Source organism: Macrococcus bovicus, assembly GCF_004359575.1.
Classification (GTDB): Bacteria; Bacillota; Bacilli; order Staphylococcales; family Staphylococcaceae; genus Macrococcus; species Macrococcus bovicus.
The window spans coordinates 130,911-151,704 of the sequence record NZ_SCWF01000003.1; the positions used below are offsets into that span (position 1 = coordinate 130,911).

Below are 20,794 nucleotides of genomic sequence, written 5' to 3' on the forward strand. Positions count from 1 at the left end.
ACAATTCTACCCCCAAGGTGACCTGTGTAAGCAAGGAAGCCGCTGCCAAGTACAGAAAGAACATGGAAGTAAGCGCCTTTTGTATTTCTGACAGTCAGAATCTAAATCAGTATTCACACTCCTATCAAAAAAGCAGCAGATTAGTCTGCTGCTTTTTCACCTATTACTCTGACTTCCGGCTGCAATTCCACACCGGCATGTTCAAGAACAGTGGCCTGGACATAGGCAATCATCTCTTCATAATCTGTTGCGGTGCCGTTATCGACATTGACGATGAAGCCGGCGTGTTTGGTGCTGACTTCGACTCCTCCGATACGATGACCTTGCAGACCCGCCTGCTGAATCAGCTGGCCAGCGAAATGGCCGGGGGGTCTTCTGAACACACTGCCGCATGACGGATATTCAAGCGGCTGCTTTTCTTCACGTCGCTGCGTCAGGTCATCCATTTTAGCTTGAATGACAGTGACATCACCGCGTTCTAGCTTGAATGTAGCTTCAAGGACAACAAGATGCTGACTCTGTATAGAACTCGTTCTGTAATCCAGTTCGAGTTCTTCCTTGGAAAGAGTCAGGATGTCACCTTCTTCATTGACCACTTTCGCGTGGTCGATACAATCTTTGACTTCGCCGCCATATGCTCCGGCGTTCATATAGACAGCTCCGCCGATTGAGCCGGGTATCCCGCAAGCGAATTCCAGCCCGGTCAGATGATGGTCACGTGCGATTCTTGAGACCTCGATAATAGCTGCCCCGCTTCCTGCGATGATCTGATCATATTCGACCTGGACATCAGTGAAGTTGAGGAGGCTCAGAACGATGCCGCGGATACCGCCATCCCGGATGATGATATTTGAGCCGTTACCCAGAAAGGTGACCGGAATGTCGTGTTTCTTGGCAAACTTCATAATGAGACTGACTTCTTCGTAGCGATGGGGTGAAATATAGAGGTCGGCATGGCCGCCGGTTTTAGTATAGGTATATTTCTTCAGGGATTCGTCTACTTTAATCCGTTCACGTGGGATAAGAGTGGACAGTTCTTCTAGTAATGAATTTTCAATCATGGCGTTCGCCCTTTCGTACAATCTTAATAACCATTATAGCAATTTTAATGCTTATTTGCGATACGCAGCCTGAACCAGTCTGCTTTGGCTGATTCATAATCTTTCTTTTGCAGGTGCCGGATACTTGCTTTATAGGCCCTGAACTCTGCAGCCAACGCTTCAGACTCGGTAAGCATGTCCTGAGCAGCCTGGTAATGAAGAGCTTTAGTGCTTTGATCTTCCACGATGTGCAGCCGGCATTTTTCCTGCAATGAAATCAGGTCGTGAAACTCACTGAAGACACATTTCTTGTGATAAGGGTGGTGAAGGCGATAAAATCCTGCTTGGTTGAGGCGTTTCTCGTCAAGTGTGGTCATGGCATGTAAACTCGGTACAATCACCAGGATGTCCATAATTCCTTCGTCACCTAAAGCAGTACTGCCGATATGCTGAACATCGATTACAGGTGAATCCAGAAGATCCAGCAGCATGCGGCGTTTATCGTTGAATTGGTTCTGAATATCAGTCATGAAATAACCTCTGTCATTATTTAGTATTTATATTGCTGAGCGGTTTAGTTATAATAGGGTAAGCAAGGAGTAGATATATGAATATAAAATTCTATGGTCTTATGCTGTTCGCTATCATTTTTTTAGCGGGATGCGGGAATAGTCTGCATGCCGATATTAAAGATTATAAGATGCAGATGAAAGATGTTCAATCTGAAGAAAAGAAATTAGTGAAATATATCGATGAGCTGGCACTGGACAAAGTTGACCAGCTGATAGGTTCAGAAGTGACAGACCAGAAAAAGAGAAATTTACAGGAAAAAGAGCAGGTCATTCAAAATAAAGTCTTACCTCAGCTCGCAGTATATGAAGATAAAATGAATAAAGTGAAGGTGGATAATCCGGATATACAGGAGGTCCATGATATTTATATCAGTAACTTTGATGAGAAAAAGACATTTATCCATAACATCTATACTTATATCTCACTTTATAATCATTCAATAGAATCTAACGAGGAAATTCTAGGTTATACCCAGATCTTTGAGAAGAATAAGAAAACAAGTGAGAAATATGCAGCATTAGCTTCAGCGGATAAAAAGGAAGCAAAAGATTACAATCAATTAACGCAGGTCATCAATCATAACAACGAAGAACTGAAAACGCATGTCGAAGAGTTGATGAATACTTCTGAAACATCCAGACGGATTGCTTTTATCGATAATAAACTGATACCGCTGCTCAACGGTCACGTAAAGTCTCTTAATCAGATTCATCTGACTGCTGAAAATACATTACGCTTAAGGCAGTCGCAGCTTGAAATCTACTATAGCTTGATCAGTTACTATAAAGAACGCAAGACCGCAATGAAAATAGAGGAGAAGCTCAGAAAATTACCCGTTCAGAATATCCTGTCAAAAGCCAAAGAAATCAAGACATTAGATAACCGGTATTACCAGGCACTAAAAAAACTTGAAGAGCAGGACTGACTCTTCAAGTTACTTCTGCCTTAACTTTGACAGATAAATATTGCGCGCAATCACGGTGATAATCCAGATACCGAAGGCGATAATAATCACCCATGATAATGTGGCGTTCTCCTGAAAGTCTATGACAAACAGGCAGACCGCAATCAGCAGACAAGTATTGATCGTGTCAACTACACTCCAGCGTTTCACGGGAAGTGGGGGCTTGGCCATAATATCCCTCCTTTTTAATTTAGATTATAACATGACTATTTAAAGCGGCGTGGGGTATTAAATAAATAAGTTAACGAGTTAACCAATGATGAGGTGAAAGAATGGTTATTAAATTAAACAGTATTGAACAATTCGAACAGACCATCCAGGAACATGATAAGGTCTTTGTGATGAAGCATTCCCTGACATGCCCGATTTCGTTGAACGCTTATGACCAGTATAATAATTTTCTGTATGAGCGTGATATGGATGGCTATTATCTGACCGTGCAGGAAGCGAGAGAACTTTCGAATTATATTGCTGAAAAGACCGGTATCAAACACGAATCACCGCAAGTGTTCTATTTTGTAGATCAGCAGGTTGTCTGGCATGACTCTCACAATCATATTACGGTGTCTTCATTATCAGCAGCAGAAGAATAAAAAGGGATAACTGATAGCCTGGCTATTGGTTATTTATTTTTGAAGGAGATTACAATGAATATATTAGTGGCGATAGATCGTTTTGAAGATATATTGACGTCAGGTGAGGCGTCCAGTTACATCGAAGAAGGGGTAAGAGCCGTTTATCCTGACGGCAATATGATCAGTGTCCCTTTATTTGATGGTCAGAAACACCTGATTGAAGGCATCTTATCCTGGCAGCAAGGCATCAAATATCAATGGCAGGTTCCAGATGCTGATCTCAGGCAGCGTGATATGACAACGGCTGTAATCCAGGATTGTCTCTATATTGACTGTACGCCGCTGTTCGGTGCTACAGCCAACCCGCTCAAGACTTCTTCATATGGTCTCGGTCAGGTGATATTGAACGGCCTTGATCTAGGGTATCGTTCGTTTACTATTGCGTTAGGCGAATCAGAGGTCTATGACGGTGGTATCGGGCTGCTTGAAAAACTCGGCGCAGTATTCTTTGATAGAGAGGATAACAGAATGACGGGGCCGCTATCCTCAGAACACATTAAGTACGTCAGAAGAATGGATCTGAGCGGACTTGATGATCGTCTGTCGGAGAGCACCTTCAAAGTGATCAGTGACCGGGATTATTATCTCTTCGGTAATGACAGCCAGATAGCGGCATCTCTGCTTGATGATACGGCAAAAATGACCATTGATAATAACATCTGGTATTTGAATGAGCAGTATAAAAAAGCGGGGCTGACTTTAAATCCGAAGAACGGTGGCCATGCAGGTGGATTGCGCAGTATCTTCGAGAGTCTGTTCGATGCGCGCATCCTGTCTTCAAAAGACATGATTTTTGAGGAGACCAGCCTGAAGGAACTTCTTGAAGAAGCAGATATTGTGGTCTACGGCGGCGGAACAATCAGCCCTTCTGACAGCTCACTCGTCGCTCAAGCGATGACACAAAGAGCAGGCACACAACTATACATTTATCTGGCGGCAGGACAACAGTTTGCGCCGCCGGGTGAAGCCGTGCACTTTCTGAATGTCTATCCGGATATGACGACTGATACCGATAAACTGAAGCTGGGCATACAGCTGCAGAACGGCATTAAAACATTGCTGACCCTTGCAAAGCAATAGAAGCCACTGAATTGTCAGTGGCTTCTTTTTATGCAAGTTCTTCAAATTTTCTGATGATACCGACGATATGGTGTACGGATTTCTCCATATCATCAATAGAGACGTATTCGTAGGGGCCATGGAAGTTTTCAGCTCCAGTGAATAGGTTAGGCGTCGGCAGTCCCATATAAGAGAGCTGTGACCCATCTGTCCCGCCCCGGATCGGCTCGACAATCGGCTCGATTTCCAGTTCCTTCATCACTTGCAGCGGGATATCGATCAGCTGAGGATAAGGCTTGATTTTCTCACCCATATTGAAATACTGGTCATGGATTTCTATATGCACAGACGTCTCGCCGTATGTCTCAGCAATAGTCTGAGCTGCACGCTGCATGGTTTCTTTACGTGCACTGAATTTCTCTTTGTCATGATCGCGGATGATATAGGAGAGAGAAGCAGCTTCCACAGAACCTGACATCTCAACAAGATGATAGAAGCCTTCGTAGCCTTCCGTCTGCTCAGGGACTTCGTGGGCCGGCAGCTGCTGATGAAAGGCCATTGCCAGTGTCTGTGCATTCACCATCTTATCTTTTGCGGAACCAGGGTGTACGTTGACTCCTTTGAAGTGTACCTCAACACCTGCTGCATTGAAACTTTCATATTGCAGTTCTCCGCGACGGCCGCCGTCAATCGTATAGGCAAATTCAGCCCCGAAACGTTCAACATCGAAGTGGTGAGGACCCCGGCCGATTTCCTCATCTGGTGTAAAGGCGAAGCGGATAGTGCCGTGCTTGATTTCTGGATGATTCTGCAGATAGATGATGGTCTCCATGATCTCGGTGATCCCCGCTTTATTGTCAGCGCCGAGTAAAGTTGTACCATCTGTTGTCATTAACGTATGGCCAGTATAGTGCTGAAGCTCCGGGAACTTCTCTTTGGCGATCACTAAGCCATTTTTTAAGGTGATATCGCTGCCGTCATAAGACTCGATGATCTGCGGCTGAACGCGAGTGCCTGTAAAGTCTGTTGCTGTGTCCACATGTGCCAGAAGTCCTAGAACCGGCACTTCTTTGTCACTGTTAGCGGGCAGTGTCGCCATCAGATAACCTTTATCATCGACGGAGACTTCAAGACCTAACGCGCTTATCTCGCTTTCCAGTAAGCGCAGTAAGTCCCACTGCTTCTCTGTAGATGGTGTAGTCGTACTTGCTGCATCTGATTGTGTGTCGATCTGAACATAACGACTCAGACGGTCGATTAATGCTTGTTTCAATTGAACCCCTCCCTTGTTGTCCCCTTATTATAACGAATTTTGTCTTCTGTGAACATATCTGCGTACTCTGAAGAAAGAGTGGAAAATCATTTCTGCGACGATGAGACCGAAAGCAATAGCCCCGGATATGAGCGCAACCTTTATTCCGTTCTGAATCGCCGTATCATAATCATTGATGATCAGATTTTTGGTTGCATCATAAGCAAGTCCTCCGGGCACGAGCGGAATGATGCCCGCTACATAGAAAATGATGACCGGCTGCTTGTAATACCGGCTCATTAAGTGAGCGGTGATGCCTAAGAATAGAGCGCCCGCAAATGAGGCGGTCACCGCTGAGACGTCGTAAGTGAAGAGCACATAATAGATGATCCAGCCGACAGCGCCGACAAAGCCGCACGGTAACAGCAGTCTTCTTGGTGCATTGAAGACAATGGCGAAGAAAACCGTGGCAAAGAAGCTGGTGATAAACTGCAGGGCGAACCAGAGCATTTCTAAAGTAAAATCAGACATACTGCAACCCCCGTTCCGATTGCAAAAGCAGTCAGACTTGCTTCGACGCCCTTGACTGCCCCTGCGAGAAGATGCGCCGCCATGAGATCCCGGATGGCATTTGTAATGAGTACACCCGGGACAAGAGGCATCACAGCAGAGATGATGACTTTATTAAGCGAGACCCCACCTAAATAATTCACGGCGAGGAGAGCAGTGATCGCAATCACAAATGCACCGCCAAACTCAGCGAAGAATTTCAGGCGGGTATGCTCCTGGATAAATTCAGCGACCATCAGGCCGATACCGCCCGCGATAATGCTTGGAATGATATCCCGGAAATCTCCGTTGAACATAATAAGGAACAGGCCGCTGACAATAGCCGCTGACATCATGCGCAGCCAGTAAGGAAAGTGCTGATTGGATGCTGCCAGATCCTGCAGCGCTTCATGGGCGGTCTCAAGTGATAAGACATCCGCCGTAATGGCCCGTGATATCTCATTGGTTTCTGCGATTTTCTCGAGGTCTGTTGTTCGTGATAAGACCCGTAGAAGTCTCGATGATGACTCTGAAGAAGCAGAGAATATGATGGCTGTTGGTGTGACAAAACTGTTGGTGGAATGTAGTCCGTAGTGTCTCGCGATTCGTGTCATCGTATCTTCGACGCGGTAAGTTTCTGCACCGCTTTCCAGCAGGATTTTACCGGCGAGTAAGACAACGGCAATGACTTTATTTTCATCTATCTGATTCATGATGACCTCCTTGTTCATAAAAAAAATAACAGAAAGGAGCCTTTCTGTTATTTAATAATAGGGTTGAACATCACCGTGTCGCGTCCTTGTTCTTTAGCAGCATGAAGCGTATCATCTGCATCTTTAAAGATTTTGCGATGCGATTTGATATCCTTTTCTTGAAGATACCCAACACCGATAGAGACAGTCAAGGAAATTGTTTCTTTGTTCGGTAGGTGGAACGCAGAATTTTTGACGCCTTTACGAATACTTTCGGCAAGTTTGATCGCCGCATCGAGTGTGACATCTGTCAGAATGACGGAAAATTCCTCACCGCCATTACGATAAGCTTTAATATTTCTTGGGATATAGTTGGTCAGCACCTGGCCCATCTGTCTTAAGACGGCGTCACCCGCATTATGGCCGTATGCATCGTTGACATCTTTAAAGCCGTCGATATCAATCAGTAAGAGCGCAATAGTACGGTGTTCAGCTTCATAGCTCAGTTTATTCAGTGAGCGGTCAAATTCTCTCACATTGCCGAGGCCTGTTAAATAGTCCATCGTCTTCTCATTTTCATAGCGCTGGATCAGCTGAGAGATGCGCCAGATATCGACGAACATCAGACTGCTGCAGATGGACAGGATAAAAGATGAACAGAATATCAGAATGAAATATTCCATTGGATGCGTCAGGTCTCTGAAATACAGACTGGCTGCAATGATAGCGAGACCGATGGCTGTCAGCCACTGGATACTGACGAAGTGAGAATAGGAGAGAAAAGGACCTATCAGCCCGGTGACAGCCGCAATGACAAGAAGGATGATCGCAATATCCATGTCGTAGCCGAGCCAGAAGACTGCCACCAGACTCGTCACGACAGCACCTAGCATCGTATAGACAAAATTAGTATAACGAGCAAGAAACAATAAGGGAACGAAAGCCAGCACAAAAGTGACATCATCGAACTGAAGCGGGTTGGTCAGTAACAGACAGCTGATGAAAGTCATCAGCAGCGTAATATAATTTTTTGAGAAGACAATTTCTTTCTCTTCAAAAAACTGCAGGCGATGGAAAAGATAGAATCCGCTGATGGTAATCGCAACATTAAATATCAGGGTCTCAATCATGTGGCACATCCTTAGTCATATAGTTTTTTTCTTTTGAGAATCCGCGGCCGATAATGTCGGATGCGCTCAGGAAGACGGTGAAGGCATCGAGATTTTCATCGTTGATCACCTGCTTGAAATAAATCGCTTCCCGCTGCTCCATGACCGAAAACAGCAATGTCTTCTCTTCGCCGGTGAAACCGCCCATAGAACTGATTTTGGTATAACCACGTTCAACCGTGTCATAAATCAGCTGACCGACCACAGCCTCCTGATCTGTAATGATGAAGACGAGCTTATTGTCACCAGCTTTCAGTTCGACGAAATCGATGACCTTACTTGTCACGTAGATGGATATTAATGCATAAAGCGCAGATTCAAAGCTGAGGACGAATGCACTGAGCAGCACGACGACAGCATCGACTATCAGCTGACAGAACCCGCTGGATAATGATGTATATTTTTTTACGATCTGAGCAAGCGTCGCAGTCCCGCCTGTTGAGCCTTTACCGCGGTAGACAAGACCGAGGCCGATCCCGAGGACAATCCCGCCGTAGATAGCACCTAGGAGAGAGTTATGGACACCGTGAACGACGAAATCTTTCGAGATAAAGATAAAGAAGGGGATCAGGAAAGTCGCGATTGCTGTCTTCAGACTGAACGAGCGTCCGAGAACAATCCATCCGGCAATAAAAATCGGAATATTAATCAAGGCCTGGGTCAGATAAGGCTGAATGCGGAAAGCGTTATAAAGTATGGTGCTGACACCCGATATCCCACCCGCTGCTATCTCAGAGGGGAGCAGAAAAAAGTTATAGCTGATACCGACCAGAATAGAACCTATAATCATGTAGAAATAATCTCTTAAAACCGGATTTTTCATATAATCCTCCTTCTTATAAATTGTATTTTTTCATTAACCGTCTTATTATGAGTCATAAATGAACATTCGTCAATGACGTCAGCAGTCATAATAAATATTTAATATAATTCCTAGATGTAGACGATTATGCTATATTTAAAGATAAGATAAACCTCGAGGTGGTCTATGTTTACCTTAAAGCTGATTGCTATTACAGCAGCTATTTCCTACTGTCTGACGCCGCTTTTGATCTGGGTCTCTCCCTACATCGGCGCAATGGACAAACCTAATATACGCAAAGTTCATAAAGAGCCTGTTTCAGTTATCGGTGGACTAGCCCTGCTTATCTCATTTCTGATTGGTATTAAAATCGCGCAGCCGATAGAGGAAGAAATTGTTCCCCTGGTGATAGGGGCCATCCTGATTAATTTGCTCGGCCTGATTGATGATATATTTGATCTGAAGCCTATTATTAAACTGATCGGACAGATCTTAATCAGTCTGGTCGTGGTCTATCATGGCATTACAATTGATCTGATCACGTTACCCTTTGGCGTCATCATCCAGTTTGGCGTCCTCAGTGTCCCGGTGACGATTCTCTGGATTGTCGCTGTGACAAATGCCATCAATTTAGTGGATGGACTGGATGGTCTCGCATCGGGTGTTTCAATGATTGCGCTCGGTACTATCGGCCTTATTGCCATCTTCCAGGGCAATATTTTTATTTTGATGATCTGCAGCGTACTGATCGGCTCGCTGCTCGGTTTTATTCGCTATAATTTTTATCCGGCGAAGATCTTTCTGGGTGATAACGGTGCCTTGACGCTCGGTTTTATCATCGGGGTGCTCAGTCTGCTCGGCTTCAAGAATATTACGTTGATCTCGCTCCTGTTCCCGATTATTATTCTGGGGGTGCCATTCATCGATATGGTCTTTGCGATGATCAGACGCTACTTGAAAGGTCAGCCGGTTATGCAGGCGGATAAGTCTCATCTGCATCATAAGCTGCTCGATCACGGTTACTCACATCCGCAGACGGTTATCCTCATTTATTCCATAGCGCTGCTCTTCAGTTCAGCATCCGTCATTCTTTACTTATCGACCAATATCGGTGCCATTGTCATGACCGTTCTTATTCTGTTTACCATTGAGATGATTGTAGAATTTACCGGTTTGATTGATGACAACTATAAGCCGCTCATCAAGCTCTATCGAAAAATCATTAAATAGATAGTGGAAAAGGAAGCATCAGTTCTGCTTCTTTTTTTATTTGGCCCTGACCTTGTGTGGTCTCGCTGACAAAGCTTTCGAAGCTTGCGACATCTTCAGCCGTCACGTGGATGCTGTACGTCACCTTATCGGTATAGACTTGGTCGACGATTTCGTAAGGCTGGTCGGCGATATCATATTCAAAGCGGCCCGTCTGATCATAGTTCAGCGTCACCTCGTAAAGTATGGCATTCTGGATGCGTACTTTCCCGGCTGCTTTGATGGCCTCTGTTACACCTGACTGATAAGCACGGATAAGGCCGCCTGTACCGAGTTTGATGCCGCCGAAATAACGTGTGACGATAGCGACGACATTATGGATATCCTCTTTTTTCAGCGTCTCCAGCATCGGGACACCTGCAGTGCCGGATGGTTCACCGTCATCATTCGCCTTTTGGATCTGGTGCTGGTCCCCTATTGTATAGGCAGAGCAGTTATGGTTCGCCGTCTTATGCAGTGCTTTGATCTCCGCTATCCGCCCTTTTGCTTCTTCCTCATTCTCGACTTTAAAGAGATAAGTGATAAAGCGGGATTTATTGATCAGTTCTTCTGTTTCAAAGTCCTCTTTAATCGTGATATAGTTCTCCATTCTGCATTCCTCCATATTCATTTTCAGTATAGTCAACTTGCGACACATCAACAATGCTTTAACTTTATTTTTAGGATAAAAATGGTATGATACTTGTGTGGGGAACTGTAAGGAGGGAAGTTATGAAGATTGCAGTATTAACAGATTCAACCGCAAATATCAGCGACGAAATGAAAGAACGGTATCATATTCATGAAGTCTATCTGAATGTCTTGCTTGATGGCCAGCCCTACCGCGAGAAAGTCGATATGTCAATGGAGGAATTCTACATCAGAATGCGTGCTGAAAGTGAATTGCCGACGACCAGCCAGCCCGCTGTCGGTGAATATGTGGGGAAACTGGAAGAGCTGAAGGCAGCAGGTTATACCGATGTCATCGCCGTCCATTTATCGAGCGGTATCAGTGGAACCTATCAGAGCGCTATTACAGCAGGTGATATGGTAGAAGGCATTACGGTTCATGCAGTGGATTCAGAAATTTCACTGACACCGCAGGCCTTTCAGTGCATCAGAGCAGCGCAGATGATCGAGCAGGGTGCTCTTGTAGACGAAATAGTTGCAGAACTTCAAGCGATGGTTCGTGAGCAGGCTGCTTATTTCATGGTCGATGATCTGAAGAACCTTAAAAAGGGCGGCCGTTTGACAGGGGCTCAAGCCTTCGTGGGCAGCATGCTGCAAGTGAAGCCGATTCTGCATTTTGTTGAGACTAAAATTGTCGCTGCAGAAAAAGTCAGAACAAAGAAAAAAGCGTTGAAACGCATTGAGGAATTAACGGCAGAATTTATAGATGGTGAAACAGCAGTGACTGGATGCGTCCTGCATTCCAACGCAGAGGCAGAAGCACTCGAATGGCTGAAAGATGTGCAGCACAGATTTCCGGACATTCACTTCATCGTCTCCGATATTACACCGGTCATCGCCACTCACTTAGGTGAAGGCGCGATGGCGCTCGGCGTGGTTAAAAGAGATTTAAAATTGTAAACTGTTTTTATTCTTAATATTTTATGACAGCACACTTATTTAAGTGTGCTTTTTTCTTTGGAGGTAAGAATGGGCTTACTTATTGAAGGTAAAGAGATGCAAGGTGTGAAGGATGGCCGCTGTCACTACTGTATGAATGAAGAGAAGGAGCTGTTCCACCAGTTCTACCATCATGGCTTCGAGAAGGAAGTGAGCTATTGCCGGTCCTGTATACGGATGACCTACTCGTCGACCGAGACATTCTATGATTTACTGGAACTGCCGCCTGTATATGAAGAGGCGGATTACCAACTGGACTTCGAGCTCACCGACCAGCAGCAATATGCCAGCCGTGCCATCGTGGAAACGGTCATAGAAGGAGGGCGGAAGCTGCTTCACGCAGTGACCGGCGCCGGCAAGACAGAGATGATATTAGAGGGCATTAAAGTAGCGAGACAGCGGGGGCAGAACGTGGCACTAGTGTCGCCACGTGTAGATGTCGTCAAAGAACTCTATCTGCGGATGAATGAATATTTTCGTACAGACATCGATGTCTTATATCAGGGGCAGACCCTGCAATTTAACAGTACATTCGTCATCAGCACCGTGCAGCAGCTGGTCAAGTATCAGAACCACTTTGGTCTGGTGATAGTCGATGAAGTGGACGCCTTTCCGCTGCCGATGGATAAGCGTCTGAGACAAACGCTGGAACGGGCTGCGACAAAGGATGCCGCTCTGGTTTACCTGACAGCGACACCGTCAAAAGAGCTGCAGAGGGAGATGAAGGAGGTGACAGTCGTCCTGCCGGCTAGGTATCATAGAAGACCTTTACCTGTTCCGAGTTATAAATATCTGTCGAAAAGGCAGCTGATGAAAGGTGGATTGTCGCCCTATCTGAAACGTCAGCCGGCTACTTATCTGCTGGTTTTCTTCAACAATATCTCAGATATGGCACAAGCGGCAGATGTATATCGCGACTTTCAGCCGGTGACAGTCTATGCCGCTGATGCTTTAAGACATGAGAAAGTAGAAGCCATCAGGGCCGGACAGCACGCCATTATATTCACGACGACTATACTTGAACGCGGGTTTACAATGGCGAATCTGGATGTCTATGTGATAGGTGCAGAATCCTACACGGCTGAATGCCTGGTCCAGATGGCCGGACGGGTAGACCGCAAATTCATTCCTTACGAGGGGACGGTCAGATTTTTTCATGATGGCGTTTCAAGAGAGATGCAGGCGGCCGTCCAGGAGATCAGAAAGATGAATATTGACGCGAAGAAAAGGGGATGGATCGATTGAAATGTCTGGTTTGTCTTCAACCTGTCAGTGAACCCTTGTTTCTCAGCAATTACTTCTCACCTCCGCGGATCATCTGCATGGAATGTGAGGCAGCATTTGAACAGTTGCAGGGACAGCGCTGTCCACACTGCCACCGTCTTCTGGTCGATGAAAAGACATGCTCAGATTGTCGGTTCATGCATCAGTATTTTAAGCCGCTGGACCGCATTCAGATTCTCTATGATTACAATGATTTCATGAAAGAAGTCATCCATGCATACAAAGGCAGAGGGGATATCAAGCTTGCTCGGGTTTTTGCATATCTGCTCCGCGGGCATCTATCTTACATGAAATCGTTCGATGCGGTCATCGCATTACCGACGAGTGATGAGAAACTGAAGCAGCGGGGTTTCAGTCAGATGGAGGAAATCTTATCCCATTTGCCGGTGCCGTGCAGCCGCTGCCTGACAATGAGCAGCCGGCTGAAGCAGTCTGAACTGACCAAGAAAGAGCGGCTGAAGCAGGTGAATCCTTTTGCTGTCAGCAGGCCGGTCGATGGCCGCATTCTGCTGATTGATGACATCTATACGACAGGTCTGACCGTCCATCATGCAGCCGAAGTTCTGCGGGCACAAGGTGTTCATACTGTTGAAGTGTTAACGTTTGCAAGACCTTGATTATATGCTAGAATAAAGGTAGGAAGAAACACCACAGAATAGGTTTCATAAGGAGTTGTTTCATTATGATCAGATATGAAATTCACGGAGAGAATATCGAAGTAACAGATGCAATCCGAAACTACATCGAGGAGAAATTGAGTAAACTTGAGCGTTACTTTGCTAATGTGCCGGAGGCGAATGCACATGTCAAAGTTAAGACTTACCAAGATTCTCGCTCTAAAATTGAAGTCACTATTCCACTTAAAAATGTTACCCTGCGTGCAGAAGAACGTCACGATGATCTATACGCGGCAATTGATCTGATTGTTGAGAAGTTGGAACGTCAGGTCAGAAAACATAAAACAAAAGTCAATCGTAAATTCCGCGAAAAAGGGATTGAAAGAGATGTTTTCCCTGTCTTCACTGAAGCGGAGAAAGAAGAGGAAGAGCCTGAAATTGAAATCATCCGTTCTAAACAGTTCGATTTAAAACCGATGGATTCTGAAGAGGCCGTCCTGCAGATGAATATGCTCGGGCATGATTTCTACATCTTTAACGATGCTGAAACAAATGGCACTCATATCGTCTACCGTCGTAAAGATGGCAAGTATGGTTTAATTGAGACATCAGCAGAATAATGAGCATCCCCTCTTACGTGTAAGAGGGGATTTTTCATGCCGTTATGTTTTTATAACAATTGAATAAATGGTATTATTAATTGTTGTAGATGGTAACTAAAGGAGAGAAAAACATGGGATTCATTAAAAAGATGTTGGACGGCAATAAACGTGAAGTAAAATCATTGTCTAAGATTGCAGATCAAGTAGATGGCTTCAAAGATATCATGGCAGCAAAAACAGATGATGAGCTGAAAAACATGACCGTTATGTATCAGAATGAACTGAAAGAAATAGAAGATTATAGAGCGCAGCAGGATTATCTTGACCGTATTCTGCCTGAAGCGTTCGCAGTTGTACGTGAGGCATCGAAGCGTGTGCTTAACATGTTTCCTCATCCCGTTCAGATTATGGGTGGGACCGTTCTTCATCGCGGTGATATCGCGGAAATGAAGACCGGTGAAGGTAAAACACTGACGGCGACAATGCCGGTCTATTTGAATGCACTGACAGGACGCGGTGTGCATGTGGTTACCGTCAATGAATACTTATCAAGCACGCAGTCTGAAGAAATGGCACAGCTCTATAATTTCCTCGGCTTATCTGTCGGTCTGAACTTGAACAGTAAGACAACCGCAGAGAAACGGGAAGCCTATGCAGCTGATATTACATACAGTACGAATAACGAACTCGGCTTCGACTATTTACGGGATAACATGGTGACATACAGCGAAGAACGCGTCATGCGTCCGCTGAACTTTGCGATTATCGACGAGGTTGACTCCATCTTAATTGATGAAGCGAGAACCCCTCTTATCATCTCAGGCCAGGCTGAGAAATCGACCGGCATGTATATTCAGGCGAATGTCTTTGTCAAGATGCTGAAGCCGGACATCGATTATAACTATGATGAAAAAACAAAGGGTATCCAGTTATCAGAAAGTGGTATCGATAAAGCCGAGAAAATGTTCAAAGTGGATAACCTCTATGATGTGAAAAATGTCAGCCTGATGCATCACATCAACATTGCTTTAAAAGCCCATCGCTCGATGCTGAAAGATGTGGATTACGTCGTGGAAGACGGCGAGATCGTTATCGTCGATCAGTTCACAGGCCGTACCATGCCGGGACGCCGTTTCTCTGACGGTGTCCATCAGGCGATTGAAGCAAAAGAAGGCGTGGAAATTCAGAATGAATCTAAAACAATGGCCTCTATTACATTCCAGAACTTCTTCCGTATGTATAATAAACTGTCTGGTATGACGGGGACAGCAAAAACAGAAGAAGAGGAATTTATCAGCATCTACAATATGGTCGTGACACAAATTCCGACGAATAAGCCTATTGCCCGCGAAGATAATGCGGATTTAATCTTTGCCTCTGAAAAAGGTAAGCTGGGTGCTGTCGTTGAAGAAGTGATTGCACGTCATAAGACCGGACAACCTGTGCTGCTCGGCACCGTAGCGGTTGAGACGAGTGAATATATCTCAGATCTGCTTAAGAAACGCGGCATCCGCCACAACGTGCTGAATGCCAAAAACCATGAACGAGAAGCAGAGATTGTAGCGAATGCCGGTCAGAAAGGCGCCGTGACCATTGCGACCAACATGGCCGGTCGTGGGACAGATATCAAGCTGGGTGAAGGCGTGAAAGAACTCGGCGGTCTTGCGGTTATCGGGACAGAACGTCACGAATCCCGTCGTATCGATGATCAGCTGCGAGGACGTGCAGGTCGTCAAGGAGACCCTGGTTTCAGTCGCTTCTATCTGTCACTGCAGGATGAACTGATGGTCCGATTCGGCTCTGAACGGATGCAGAATATGATGACACGTCTCGGTATGAACGACGAGGCACCGATTGAATCTAAGATGGTGTCACGTGCAGTGGAATCTGCACAGAAACGAGTAGAGGGCAATAACTATGACAGCCGTAAACGTGTCCTTGAGTATGATGATGTGCTGCGTAAACAGCGTGAGATCATCTACAAAGAGCGTAACGATATTCTCGAGCAGGAGGACTGTTCAGCTCAAGTCCACTCCATGATCCAGGAATCGGTGCGCCGTGCTGTCAATGCCCATTTTACAGGTGAAAATGATCAGCAGGATTACGCAACCTTCATCAATTATATTGAAGATATGTACATGCCTGAAGGTGACCTGAAAGAGGAAGAGATTGCTCGTCGGGATAACGATGAAATCTATGATATCGTCATGAATCACATCGACGCCCAGTATAAACGTCAGGAAGTTCAGCTCGGCGAACAGATGCATGAGTTCGAGCGTATGATTCTACTGCGCACCATTGATATGAAATGGACTGACCATATTGATACAATGGATCAGCTGAGAACGGGTATCCATTTACGTTCTTATGGACAGATCAATCCATTACGTGAGTACCAGAATGAAGGTCTCACCATGTTTGAGGACATGCTCGACAACATTGAGGATGACGTCTCTAAATATGTGCTTAAGTCGATCATCGATAAAGGCGAGCAAGTAGAGCGTGAACAAGTGGCTCAAGGTGAAGCCATGATTGCAAATGATGGTAAAGAGAAAGTGAAGAAACAGCCTAAACAAGCGGAGCCGACAATTGGACGTAATGAACCTTGTCCATGCGGCAGCGGCAAAAAATACAAAAACTGTCACGGAAGAGATGAGAATTAATGGAAGCATTTGAAATCAAGCATACTCTTTCATCAATTGATGAAAAATTAACGAGTTTCAGGGGGTCTCTTTGACTTAGAGGAAAAAGAGACGAATATACAGGAATATGATGAGATGATGGCTGAGCCGGGCTTCTGGGATGATGCCACTCAGGCGCAGGACATCATCAATAAAAGCAACGCCTTAAAAGAAGTAGTGAACGGCTATAAAAAGCTGCTCGAAGAGAAAGAGAACATCGAAGTCATGCTGGAGATGGTCAGAGAAGAAAGTGACGAAGAGATGGAAGCGGAGATCGCTGACAACTTAAGAAGTCTCAGCGAAGAGGTCGATCAGTTCGAACTGAAGATGCTCTTAGACGGTGAATATGATGCCAATAATGCGATTCTTGAACTTCATCCGGGCGCCGGTGGTACAGAGTCCCAGGACTGGGGGGCGATGCTCCTGCGCATGTATCAGCGTTTCAGCGATAAGCAGGGCTTCAAGGTAGAAACGCTTGATTATCAGCCAGGAGACGAGGCCGGCATTAAGAGTGTGACGTTGCTGATTAAAGGTCACAATGCCTACGGTTACTTAAAAGCAGAAAAAGGGGTCCATCGCCTTGTACGTATTTCGCCATTTGATTCATCAGGTCGACGTCATACGTCCTTTGCATCGTGTGAAGTCGTGCCTGAATTCGATAATGATCATATTGAGATTGAGATCAATCCGGAAGATATTAGTGTGGACACATACCGGGCGACAGGCGCAGGCGGACAGCATATCAATACGACAGACTCTGCTGTCAGAATCACCCACCATCCGACCGGGATTGTAGTGACATGTCAGAATGAACGTTCACAGATCAAGAACCGGGAGCAGGCGATGAAAATGCTGAAGGCGAAGCTCTATCAGCGTAAACTTGAGGAACAGGAAGCGGAGATGCTCGCAATCCGGGGCGAACAGAAAGAGATCGGCTGGGGCTCACAGATTCGCTCCTATGTCTTTCATCCTTATTCGATGGTCAAAGATCACCGGACGAACGCTGAAACAGGTAACACCTCAGCTGTCATGGATGGTGATATCTCACTTTTTATCGATGCTTACTTAAAAAGTCAGCTGTAATGGTTTAACAGATGCTATATAATGGTAAGTGTAGAATAAAAGGGGGTATTGCTGATGAAGAAATGGTTAGTAGGTACAGTATTAGCAGGCACGCTTGCCCTGGCAGCGTGTGGTAACGGAGAAGAGACGAAGACAGCGGATAAGAGTAACGCTGACCCGGGGCTGACAGCATTCCAGAATAATTCCTGTGTAGGCTGTCACGGCAAGAACCTGGAAGGCGCAAGTGGCCCGAACCTTACTCAGGTCGGTGCGAAATACTCTAAGGCAGAAATTGTAGACATCATCAAAAATGGTAAAGGCAATATGCCGAAAGGTCAGGCACAAGGTGATGACGTTGATAAAATTGCCGAATATTTAAGCAAACAGAAGTAATATTACAGTTATATAAAGATAGCATTCAAAAGATATCTTTATATCTCCCCCTATGCTATATTTGAATCAAAATGATGAAATTGATTCAAAAGCGGGGGGGTTTTTTATGAAGAAAATAGTTCTGACACTTGCTTTAGCCACAACTTTGTCGATGATAACGATGACCGGCGCTGATGCAGCTGAAAAAGTGCATGCCGGTGAATATAAAGTGAAAAAAGGCGATACTTTATTAAAAGTAGCGGATAAATATGACATTTCGACTTTACGTCTCAAAAAATGGAATCATCTTAAATCTGATAAGTTGAAACCAGGTAAGATCTTAATTGTTGACGAAAAAAAAGTGGAACAGGCGCAAGAACTTAAAGCGATGCTTGACCCTAAAATAGAGATAGTCAGAATCAAAGAGACGCCTGAAGCTGAAATAACAGAGCCCGCTGTCCCAGGACGCAATCATGCGGCTGAGCCGACCATCACGACTCAAGAAGAACCTGTTCAGCCGGCAACCCCTGTTGCCCGCCCGCATGAGGAAGAAGTCAATAGCAACTCTCAGGACACGGATTATACTGACTCAGTCTCTAGCGAGTCAGTCATTACTGACTTAGTCTCTAGCGAGCCAGTCATTACTGACTTAGTCTCTACCGAGTCAGTAGAGACGGAGTCGGTAGTGAAGCAAACAGAAGAAACTCCTGCAGACAAGGCGCAAAACAAGGTGGCACAGATTGCACTGAAGATTGCAGCCAATAAGACGTATGTCTATGGTGCGAATTCATCTACACAAGTCGATTGTTCTTCATTCGCTCAGCAAGTTTTTGCTGCTATGGGCAAAACACTGCCACGGACGACTTATCAGCAGATGGCGGTTGGAAAGCGAGTGACTTCTCCGGTCGCAGGAGACCTTGTCTTCTTTAATAACGGGAGTCATGTAGGCATTTATATCGGTAATGGCCAGATGATTGATGCCTTGAATCCTAGAGAAGGCGTTAAGCAGCGTGCCGTCAGTTATATTAACGGCAGTGTGACAGGCTACTATAGATACTAAAAGGACAGTTTAATCTGTCCTTTTTGTTTAAGTTTATAGAAATGTGTCTATAAGTATATATTAGATAACAGATATATTACGGTTAAGTAACATTGAAATATCCTCTCATTTTCTATGCTAATATCATCTTACTAAGAAAATGTTGGAGGAACAATTCACGATGAAAAAAATGATGATGTCGATCTTAACAGTCCTTATGCTACTTACCTTCTCTACTGCTGTTGAACAGCCTACTGCTCATGCTTATTCTAATCCTGTTAAATATAAAGCAGCTAACTACTATACTTGGGGAAGCTGTGCATACTACGCATTCAATCGTCGCGCTCAACTCGGCCGCTATGTTTCCAACCAATGGGGCAATGCAAAGAACTGGGCATATAACGCTTCAAGTAGCGGTTACACTGTCAGCCGTAAACCAATTAAAGGAGCGGTCCTTGTTTCTCAATCAGGTTACTACGGTCACGTCGCGGTCGTTGAAAAGAAATATACAAACGGCTCAATTGTCGTCTCAGAAATGAACTACCCACGTCAAGGGGTTAAAACGTACCGCACGATCCCTAGCTACCAAGTGAGAAATTACCAATATATCTATTAATTTTTAGCAAGGATAAACGAATGTTTATCCTTTTTTTTATGGATTCTTGCTATAATAGCGGAGAAGGAGGAGGCAGAATATGAAACGAATAGTGATGTGGGTATTAAGCGGTATTTTTATGCTGCTGGCGGCGTACAGTGTCTACACTGTCGTCCATCAGGATCCCGCAGAGTTGAAAGTCAGCGGACAAGCGCATTATATGAACAATCGCAATATCAGCAAGGAGCCGGTACAGAGTCTGGAAGGACAGAAGCTGGAGCTTAGTCGTGAACTGTCAGCTGACATCAATATCATTAATTTCTGGGCCTCCTGGTGTGAACCTTGTAATCAAGAGATGCCTGAACTGATTCAGTACAATCAGGAGAAGCCGAATCACATTAAACTGATAGGGATGAACGTCCAGGATAAAGAGAAGGGACGGACGTCTTTCCTTAACAAGTATCAGCCTGATTACCCGATTGTGATCGGTAGTGAACGAATGGTCAAACAATACAAGATCTATAACATTCCGACCACGATTTTTGTCAATAAAGAAGGACGGGTTCTGACGACTTATGTCGGTGAACTGGAGGCCGGCAAACTGGAGACACTCATTCAGGAAGTGGAAGGGAGATCATAGGTCAGTATCATGATATGGTATATACTTGCCGCTTTGCTGCCTGCTCTTATGGTGATCATGTTCAGTAAGATGACAAAAAATAAATATACAGGATTAGCGTTAGCCGCTTTAGTGATAGGGGTATCTGTCTATAAAGGCTTTTTTCATTCAGAAATGATTGTGTTTCTTGATACCATTTCGCTGATGCTGGGCTACTTCACTGTTGATCAGCTGAAGCTAGATCAAACGATCCACTATTGACAGACATGGTCGCACATGCGAGCGTGTCTTTCTTTTGAGAGCGAACAGAT

General features: G+C 45.0%; 24 protein-coding genes. 15 read left to right on the forward strand and 9 right to left on the reverse strand.

Going from position 1 to position 20,794, the window contains the following annotated elements:
* Positions 1–140: 140 nt before the first annotated feature.
* Both murB and ERX55_RS04465 read right to left on the reverse strand, forming a co-directional pair.
* Positions 141–1,061: a UDP-N-acetylmuramate dehydrogenase gene (gene murB / locus ERX55_RS04460; RefSeq protein ID WP_133451399.1), complete on the reverse strand. Its 921-nt coding sequence runs from the start codon at positions 1,059–1,061 to the stop codon at positions 141–143.
* A gap of 44 nt (positions 1,062–1,105) precedes the next feature.
* Positions 1,106–1,570: a GrpB family protein gene (locus ERX55_RS04465; RefSeq protein WP_133451400.1), complete on the reverse strand. Its 465-nt coding sequence runs from the start codon at positions 1,568–1,570 to the stop codon at positions 1,106–1,108.
* Between the two features lie 77 nt (positions 1,571–1,647).
* On the opposite strand from ERX55_RS04465, the gene ERX55_RS04470 reads away from it, so the two are divergent.
* Positions 1,648–2,538: an EMYY motif lipoprotein gene (locus ERX55_RS04470; protein ID WP_133451401.1), complete on the forward strand. Its 891-nt coding sequence runs from the start codon at positions 1,648–1,650 to the stop codon at positions 2,536–2,538.
* 9 nt (positions 2,539–2,547) lie between these two features.
* Here ERX55_RS04470 and ERX55_RS04475 read toward each other — a convergent pair whose 3' ends face one another.
* On the reverse strand, positions 2,548–2,748 hold the full coding sequence (locus tag ERX55_RS04475; RefSeq protein WP_133451402.1) for a hypothetical protein: 201 nt from the start codon (positions 2,746–2,748) through the stop codon (positions 2,548–2,550).
* Positions 2,749–2,849: 101 nt separating this feature from the next.
* On the opposite strand from ERX55_RS04475, the gene ytxJ reads away from it, so the two are divergent.
* Both ytxJ and ERX55_RS04485 read left to right on the forward strand, forming a co-directional pair.
* Entirely contained in the window at positions 2,850–3,170 is a 321-nt protein-coding gene (gene ytxJ / locus ERX55_RS04480) for a bacillithiol system redox-active protein YtxJ (RefSeq protein ID WP_133451403.1), read from the forward strand.
* A 54-nt stretch (positions 3,171–3,224) separates the two neighbouring features.
* Entirely contained in the window at positions 3,225–4,292 is a 1,068-nt protein-coding gene (locus ERX55_RS04485; RefSeq protein ID WP_133451404.1) for a glycerate kinase, read from the forward strand.
* A gap of 28 nt (positions 4,293–4,320) precedes the next feature.
* Here ERX55_RS04485 and pepT read toward each other — a convergent pair whose 3' ends face one another.
* From pepT to ERX55_RS04510, 5 genes are read right to left on the reverse strand one after another with little or no spacing between them, the layout of a single operon-like run.
* Positions 4,321–5,544, reverse strand: coding sequence for a peptidase T (gene pepT, locus ERX55_RS04490; protein ID WP_133451405.1), 1,224 nt, complete (start codon positions 5,542–5,544; stop codon positions 4,321–4,323).
* 27 nt (positions 5,545–5,571) lie between these two features.
* Complete coding sequence (locus ERX55_RS04495) at positions 5,572–6,033, reverse strand: threonine/serine exporter family protein (RefSeq protein ID WP_133451486.1); 462 nt, start codon at positions 6,031–6,033, stop codon at positions 5,572–5,574.
* Between the two features lie 2 nt (positions 6,034–6,035).
* Positions 6,036–6,785, reverse strand: a complete 750-nt coding sequence (locus tag ERX55_RS04500; RefSeq protein WP_243721454.1) for a threonine/serine exporter family protein — start codon at positions 6,783–6,785, stop codon at positions 6,036–6,038.
* A gap of 47 nt (positions 6,786–6,832) precedes the next feature.
* The gene (gdpS, locus tag ERX55_RS04505) at positions 6,833–7,894 is read right to left on the reverse strand and encodes a GGDEF domain-containing protein GdpS (protein ID WP_133451407.1); all 1,062 of its coding nucleotides are present in this window, start codon (positions 7,892–7,894) and stop codon (positions 6,833–6,835) included.
* The gene (locus ERX55_RS04510) at positions 7,887–8,756 is read right to left on the reverse strand and encodes a YitT family protein (RefSeq protein ID WP_133451408.1); all 870 of its coding nucleotides are present in this window, start codon (positions 8,754–8,756) and stop codon (positions 7,887–7,889) included. The genes gdpS and ERX55_RS04510 overlap by 8 nt, the downstream gene beginning before the upstream one ends.
* Before the next feature lie 165 nt (positions 8,757–8,921).
* On the opposite strand from ERX55_RS04510, the gene ERX55_RS04515 reads away from it, so the two are divergent.
* Positions 8,922–9,965, forward strand: coding sequence for a glycosyltransferase family 4 protein (locus tag ERX55_RS04515; protein ID WP_133451409.1), 1,044 nt, complete (start codon positions 8,922–8,924; stop codon positions 9,963–9,965).
* On the opposite strand, the gene ERX55_RS04520 is transcribed toward ERX55_RS04515, so the two are convergent.
* Positions 9,958–10,593, reverse strand: a complete 636-nt coding sequence (locus ERX55_RS04520) for a YigZ family protein (protein WP_133451410.1) — start codon at positions 10,591–10,593, stop codon at positions 9,958–9,960. The genes ERX55_RS04515 and ERX55_RS04520 overlap by 8 nt on opposite strands.
* Positions 10,594–10,715: 122 nt before the next feature.
* On the opposite strand from ERX55_RS04520, the gene ERX55_RS04525 reads away from it, so the two are divergent.
* The 11 genes from ERX55_RS04525 to ERX55_RS04575 all read left to right on the forward strand — a co-directional run bounded on the left by ERX55_RS04525 (position 10,716) and on the right by ERX55_RS04575 (position 20,744).
* Positions 10,716–11,573 (forward strand): DegV family protein, encoded by an 858-nt coding sequence (locus ERX55_RS04525; protein ID WP_133451411.1) that lies wholly within the window; start codon positions 10,716–10,718, stop codon positions 11,571–11,573.
* 69 nt (positions 11,574–11,642) lie between these two features.
* Positions 11,643–12,857, forward strand: a complete 1,215-nt coding sequence (locus tag ERX55_RS04530) for a DEAD/DEAH box helicase family protein (protein ID WP_133451412.1) — start codon at positions 11,643–11,645, stop codon at positions 12,855–12,857.
* A gap of 77 nt (positions 12,858–12,934) precedes the next feature.
* The gene (locus ERX55_RS04535) at positions 12,935–13,513 is read left to right on the forward strand and encodes a ComF family protein (RefSeq protein ID WP_165983705.1); all 579 of its coding nucleotides are present in this window, start codon (positions 12,935–12,937) and stop codon (positions 13,511–13,513) included.
* Between the two features lie 65 nt (positions 13,514–13,578).
* Positions 13,579–14,133, forward strand: a complete 555-nt coding sequence (gene hpf / locus ERX55_RS04540) for a ribosome hibernation-promoting factor, HPF/YfiA family (protein ID WP_133451414.1) — start codon at positions 13,579–13,581, stop codon at positions 14,131–14,133.
* 113 nt (positions 14,134–14,246) lie between these two features.
* Positions 14,247–16,778, forward strand: coding sequence for a preprotein translocase subunit SecA (gene secA / locus ERX55_RS04545; protein ID WP_133451415.1), 2,532 nt, complete (start codon positions 14,247–14,249; stop codon positions 16,776–16,778).
* Positions 16,778–17,879, forward strand: a protein-coding gene (prfB, locus tag ERX55_RS04550) for a peptide chain release factor 2 (RefSeq protein ID WP_133451416.1) whose coding sequence is annotated in 2 segments (ribosomal slippage) — positions 16,778–16,849 and positions 16,851–17,879 — 1,101 coding nt in all. Because the reading frame shifts where the segments join, the coding sequence is not laid out codon by codon here. Before secA ends, prfB begins: the two co-directional genes overlap by 1 nt.
* A 54-nt stretch (positions 17,880–17,933) precedes the next feature.
* The gene (cccB, locus tag ERX55_RS04555) at positions 17,934–18,251 is read left to right on the forward strand and encodes a cytochrome c551 (RefSeq protein WP_133451417.1); all 318 of its coding nucleotides are present in this window, start codon (positions 17,934–17,936) and stop codon (positions 18,249–18,251) included.
* A 106-nt stretch (positions 18,252–18,357) separates the two neighbouring features.
* Positions 18,358–19,290 carry an NlpC/P60 family protein gene (locus ERX55_RS04560; protein ID WP_165983706.1) on the forward strand — a complete coding sequence of 311 codons (933 nt, stop codon included), beginning with the start codon at positions 18,358–18,360 and terminating at the stop codon, positions 19,288–19,290.
* A gap of 160 nt (positions 19,291–19,450) precedes the next feature.
* Entirely contained in the window at positions 19,451–19,885 is a 435-nt protein-coding gene (locus tag ERX55_RS04565; protein ID WP_243721455.1) for a CHAP domain-containing protein, read from the forward strand.
* Between the two features lie 79 nt (positions 19,886–19,964).
* The gene (locus tag ERX55_RS04570) at positions 19,965–20,504 is read left to right on the forward strand and encodes a TlpA family protein disulfide reductase (protein ID WP_133451419.1); all 540 of its coding nucleotides are present in this window, start codon (positions 19,965–19,967) and stop codon (positions 20,502–20,504) included.
* Positions 20,505–20,513: 9 nt separating this feature from the next.
* Entirely contained in the window at positions 20,514–20,744 is a 231-nt protein-coding gene (locus ERX55_RS04575) for a DUF2198 family protein (protein WP_133451420.1), read from the forward strand.
* The last annotated feature ends 50 nt before the right edge of the window (positions 20,745–20,794 follow it).

Excerpts from the sequence above, each read along its gene's own strand:
- murB (WP_133451399.1), bottom strand. The coding sequence starts at position 1,061 with ATGATTGAAAATTCATTACTAGAAGAACTGTCCACTCTTATCCCACGT.
- ERX55_RS04465 (WP_133451400.1), bottom strand. The coding sequence starts at position 1,570 with ATGACTGATATTCAGAACCAATTCAACGATAAACGCCGCATGCTGCTG.
- ERX55_RS04470 (WP_133451401.1), top strand. The coding sequence starts at position 1,648 with ATGAATATAAAATTCTATGGTCTTATGCTGTTCGCTATCATTTTTTTA.
- ERX55_RS04475 (WP_133451402.1), bottom strand. The coding sequence starts at position 2,748 with ATGGCCAAGCCCCCACTTCCCGTGAAACGCTGGAGTGTAGTTGACACG.
- ytxJ (WP_133451403.1), top strand. The coding sequence starts at position 2,850 with ATGGTTATTAAATTAAACAGTATTGAACAATTCGAACAGACCATCCAG.
- ERX55_RS04485 (WP_133451404.1), top strand. The coding sequence starts at position 3,225 with ATGAATATATTAGTGGCGATAGATCGTTTTGAAGATATATTGACGTCA.
- ERX55_RS04495 (WP_133451486.1), bottom strand. The coding sequence starts at position 6,033 with ATGCTCTGGTTCGCCCTGCAGTTTATCACCAGCTTCTTTGCCACGGTT.
- ERX55_RS04500 (WP_243721454.1), bottom strand. The coding sequence starts at position 6,785 with ATGAATCAGATAGATGAAAATAAAGTCATTGCCGTTGTCTTACTCGCC.
- gdpS (WP_133451407.1), bottom strand. The coding sequence starts at position 7,894 with ATGATTGAGACCCTGATATTTAATGTTGCGATTACCATCAGCGGATTC.
- ERX55_RS04510 (WP_133451408.1), bottom strand. The coding sequence starts at position 8,756 with ATGAAAAATCCGGTTTTAAGAGATTATTTCTACATGATTATAGGTTCT.
- ERX55_RS04515 (WP_133451409.1), top strand. The coding sequence starts at position 8,922 with ATGTTTACCTTAAAGCTGATTGCTATTACAGCAGCTATTTCCTACTGT.
- ERX55_RS04520 (WP_133451410.1), bottom strand. The coding sequence starts at position 10,593 with ATGGAGAACTATATCACGATTAAAGAGGACTTTGAAACAGAAGAACTG.
- ERX55_RS04525 (WP_133451411.1), top strand. The coding sequence starts at position 10,716 with ATGAAGATTGCAGTATTAACAGATTCAACCGCAAATATCAGCGACGAA.
- ERX55_RS04530 (WP_133451412.1), top strand. The coding sequence starts at position 11,643 with ATGGGCTTACTTATTGAAGGTAAAGAGATGCAAGGTGTGAAGGATGGC.
- ERX55_RS04535 (WP_165983705.1), top strand. The coding sequence starts at position 12,935 with ATGGAATGTGAGGCAGCATTTGAACAGTTGCAGGGACAGCGCTGTCCA.
- hpf (WP_133451414.1), top strand. The coding sequence starts at position 13,579 with ATGATCAGATATGAAATTCACGGAGAGAATATCGAAGTAACAGATGCA.
- secA (WP_133451415.1), top strand. The coding sequence starts at position 14,247 with ATGGGATTCATTAAAAAGATGTTGGACGGCAATAAACGTGAAGTAAAA.
- cccB (WP_133451417.1), top strand. The coding sequence starts at position 17,934 with ATGAAGAAATGGTTAGTAGGTACAGTATTAGCAGGCACGCTTGCCCTG.
- ERX55_RS04560 (WP_165983706.1), top strand. The coding sequence starts at position 18,358 with ATGAAGAAAATAGTTCTGACACTTGCTTTAGCCACAACTTTGTCGATG.
- ERX55_RS04565 (WP_243721455.1), top strand. The coding sequence starts at position 19,451 with ATGAAAAAAATGATGATGTCGATCTTAACAGTCCTTATGCTACTTACC.
- ERX55_RS04570 (WP_133451419.1), top strand. The coding sequence starts at position 19,965 with ATGAAACGAATAGTGATGTGGGTATTAAGCGGTATTTTTATGCTGCTG.
- ERX55_RS04575 (WP_133451420.1), top strand. The coding sequence starts at position 20,514 with ATGATATGGTATATACTTGCCGCTTTGCTGCCTGCTCTTATGGTGATC.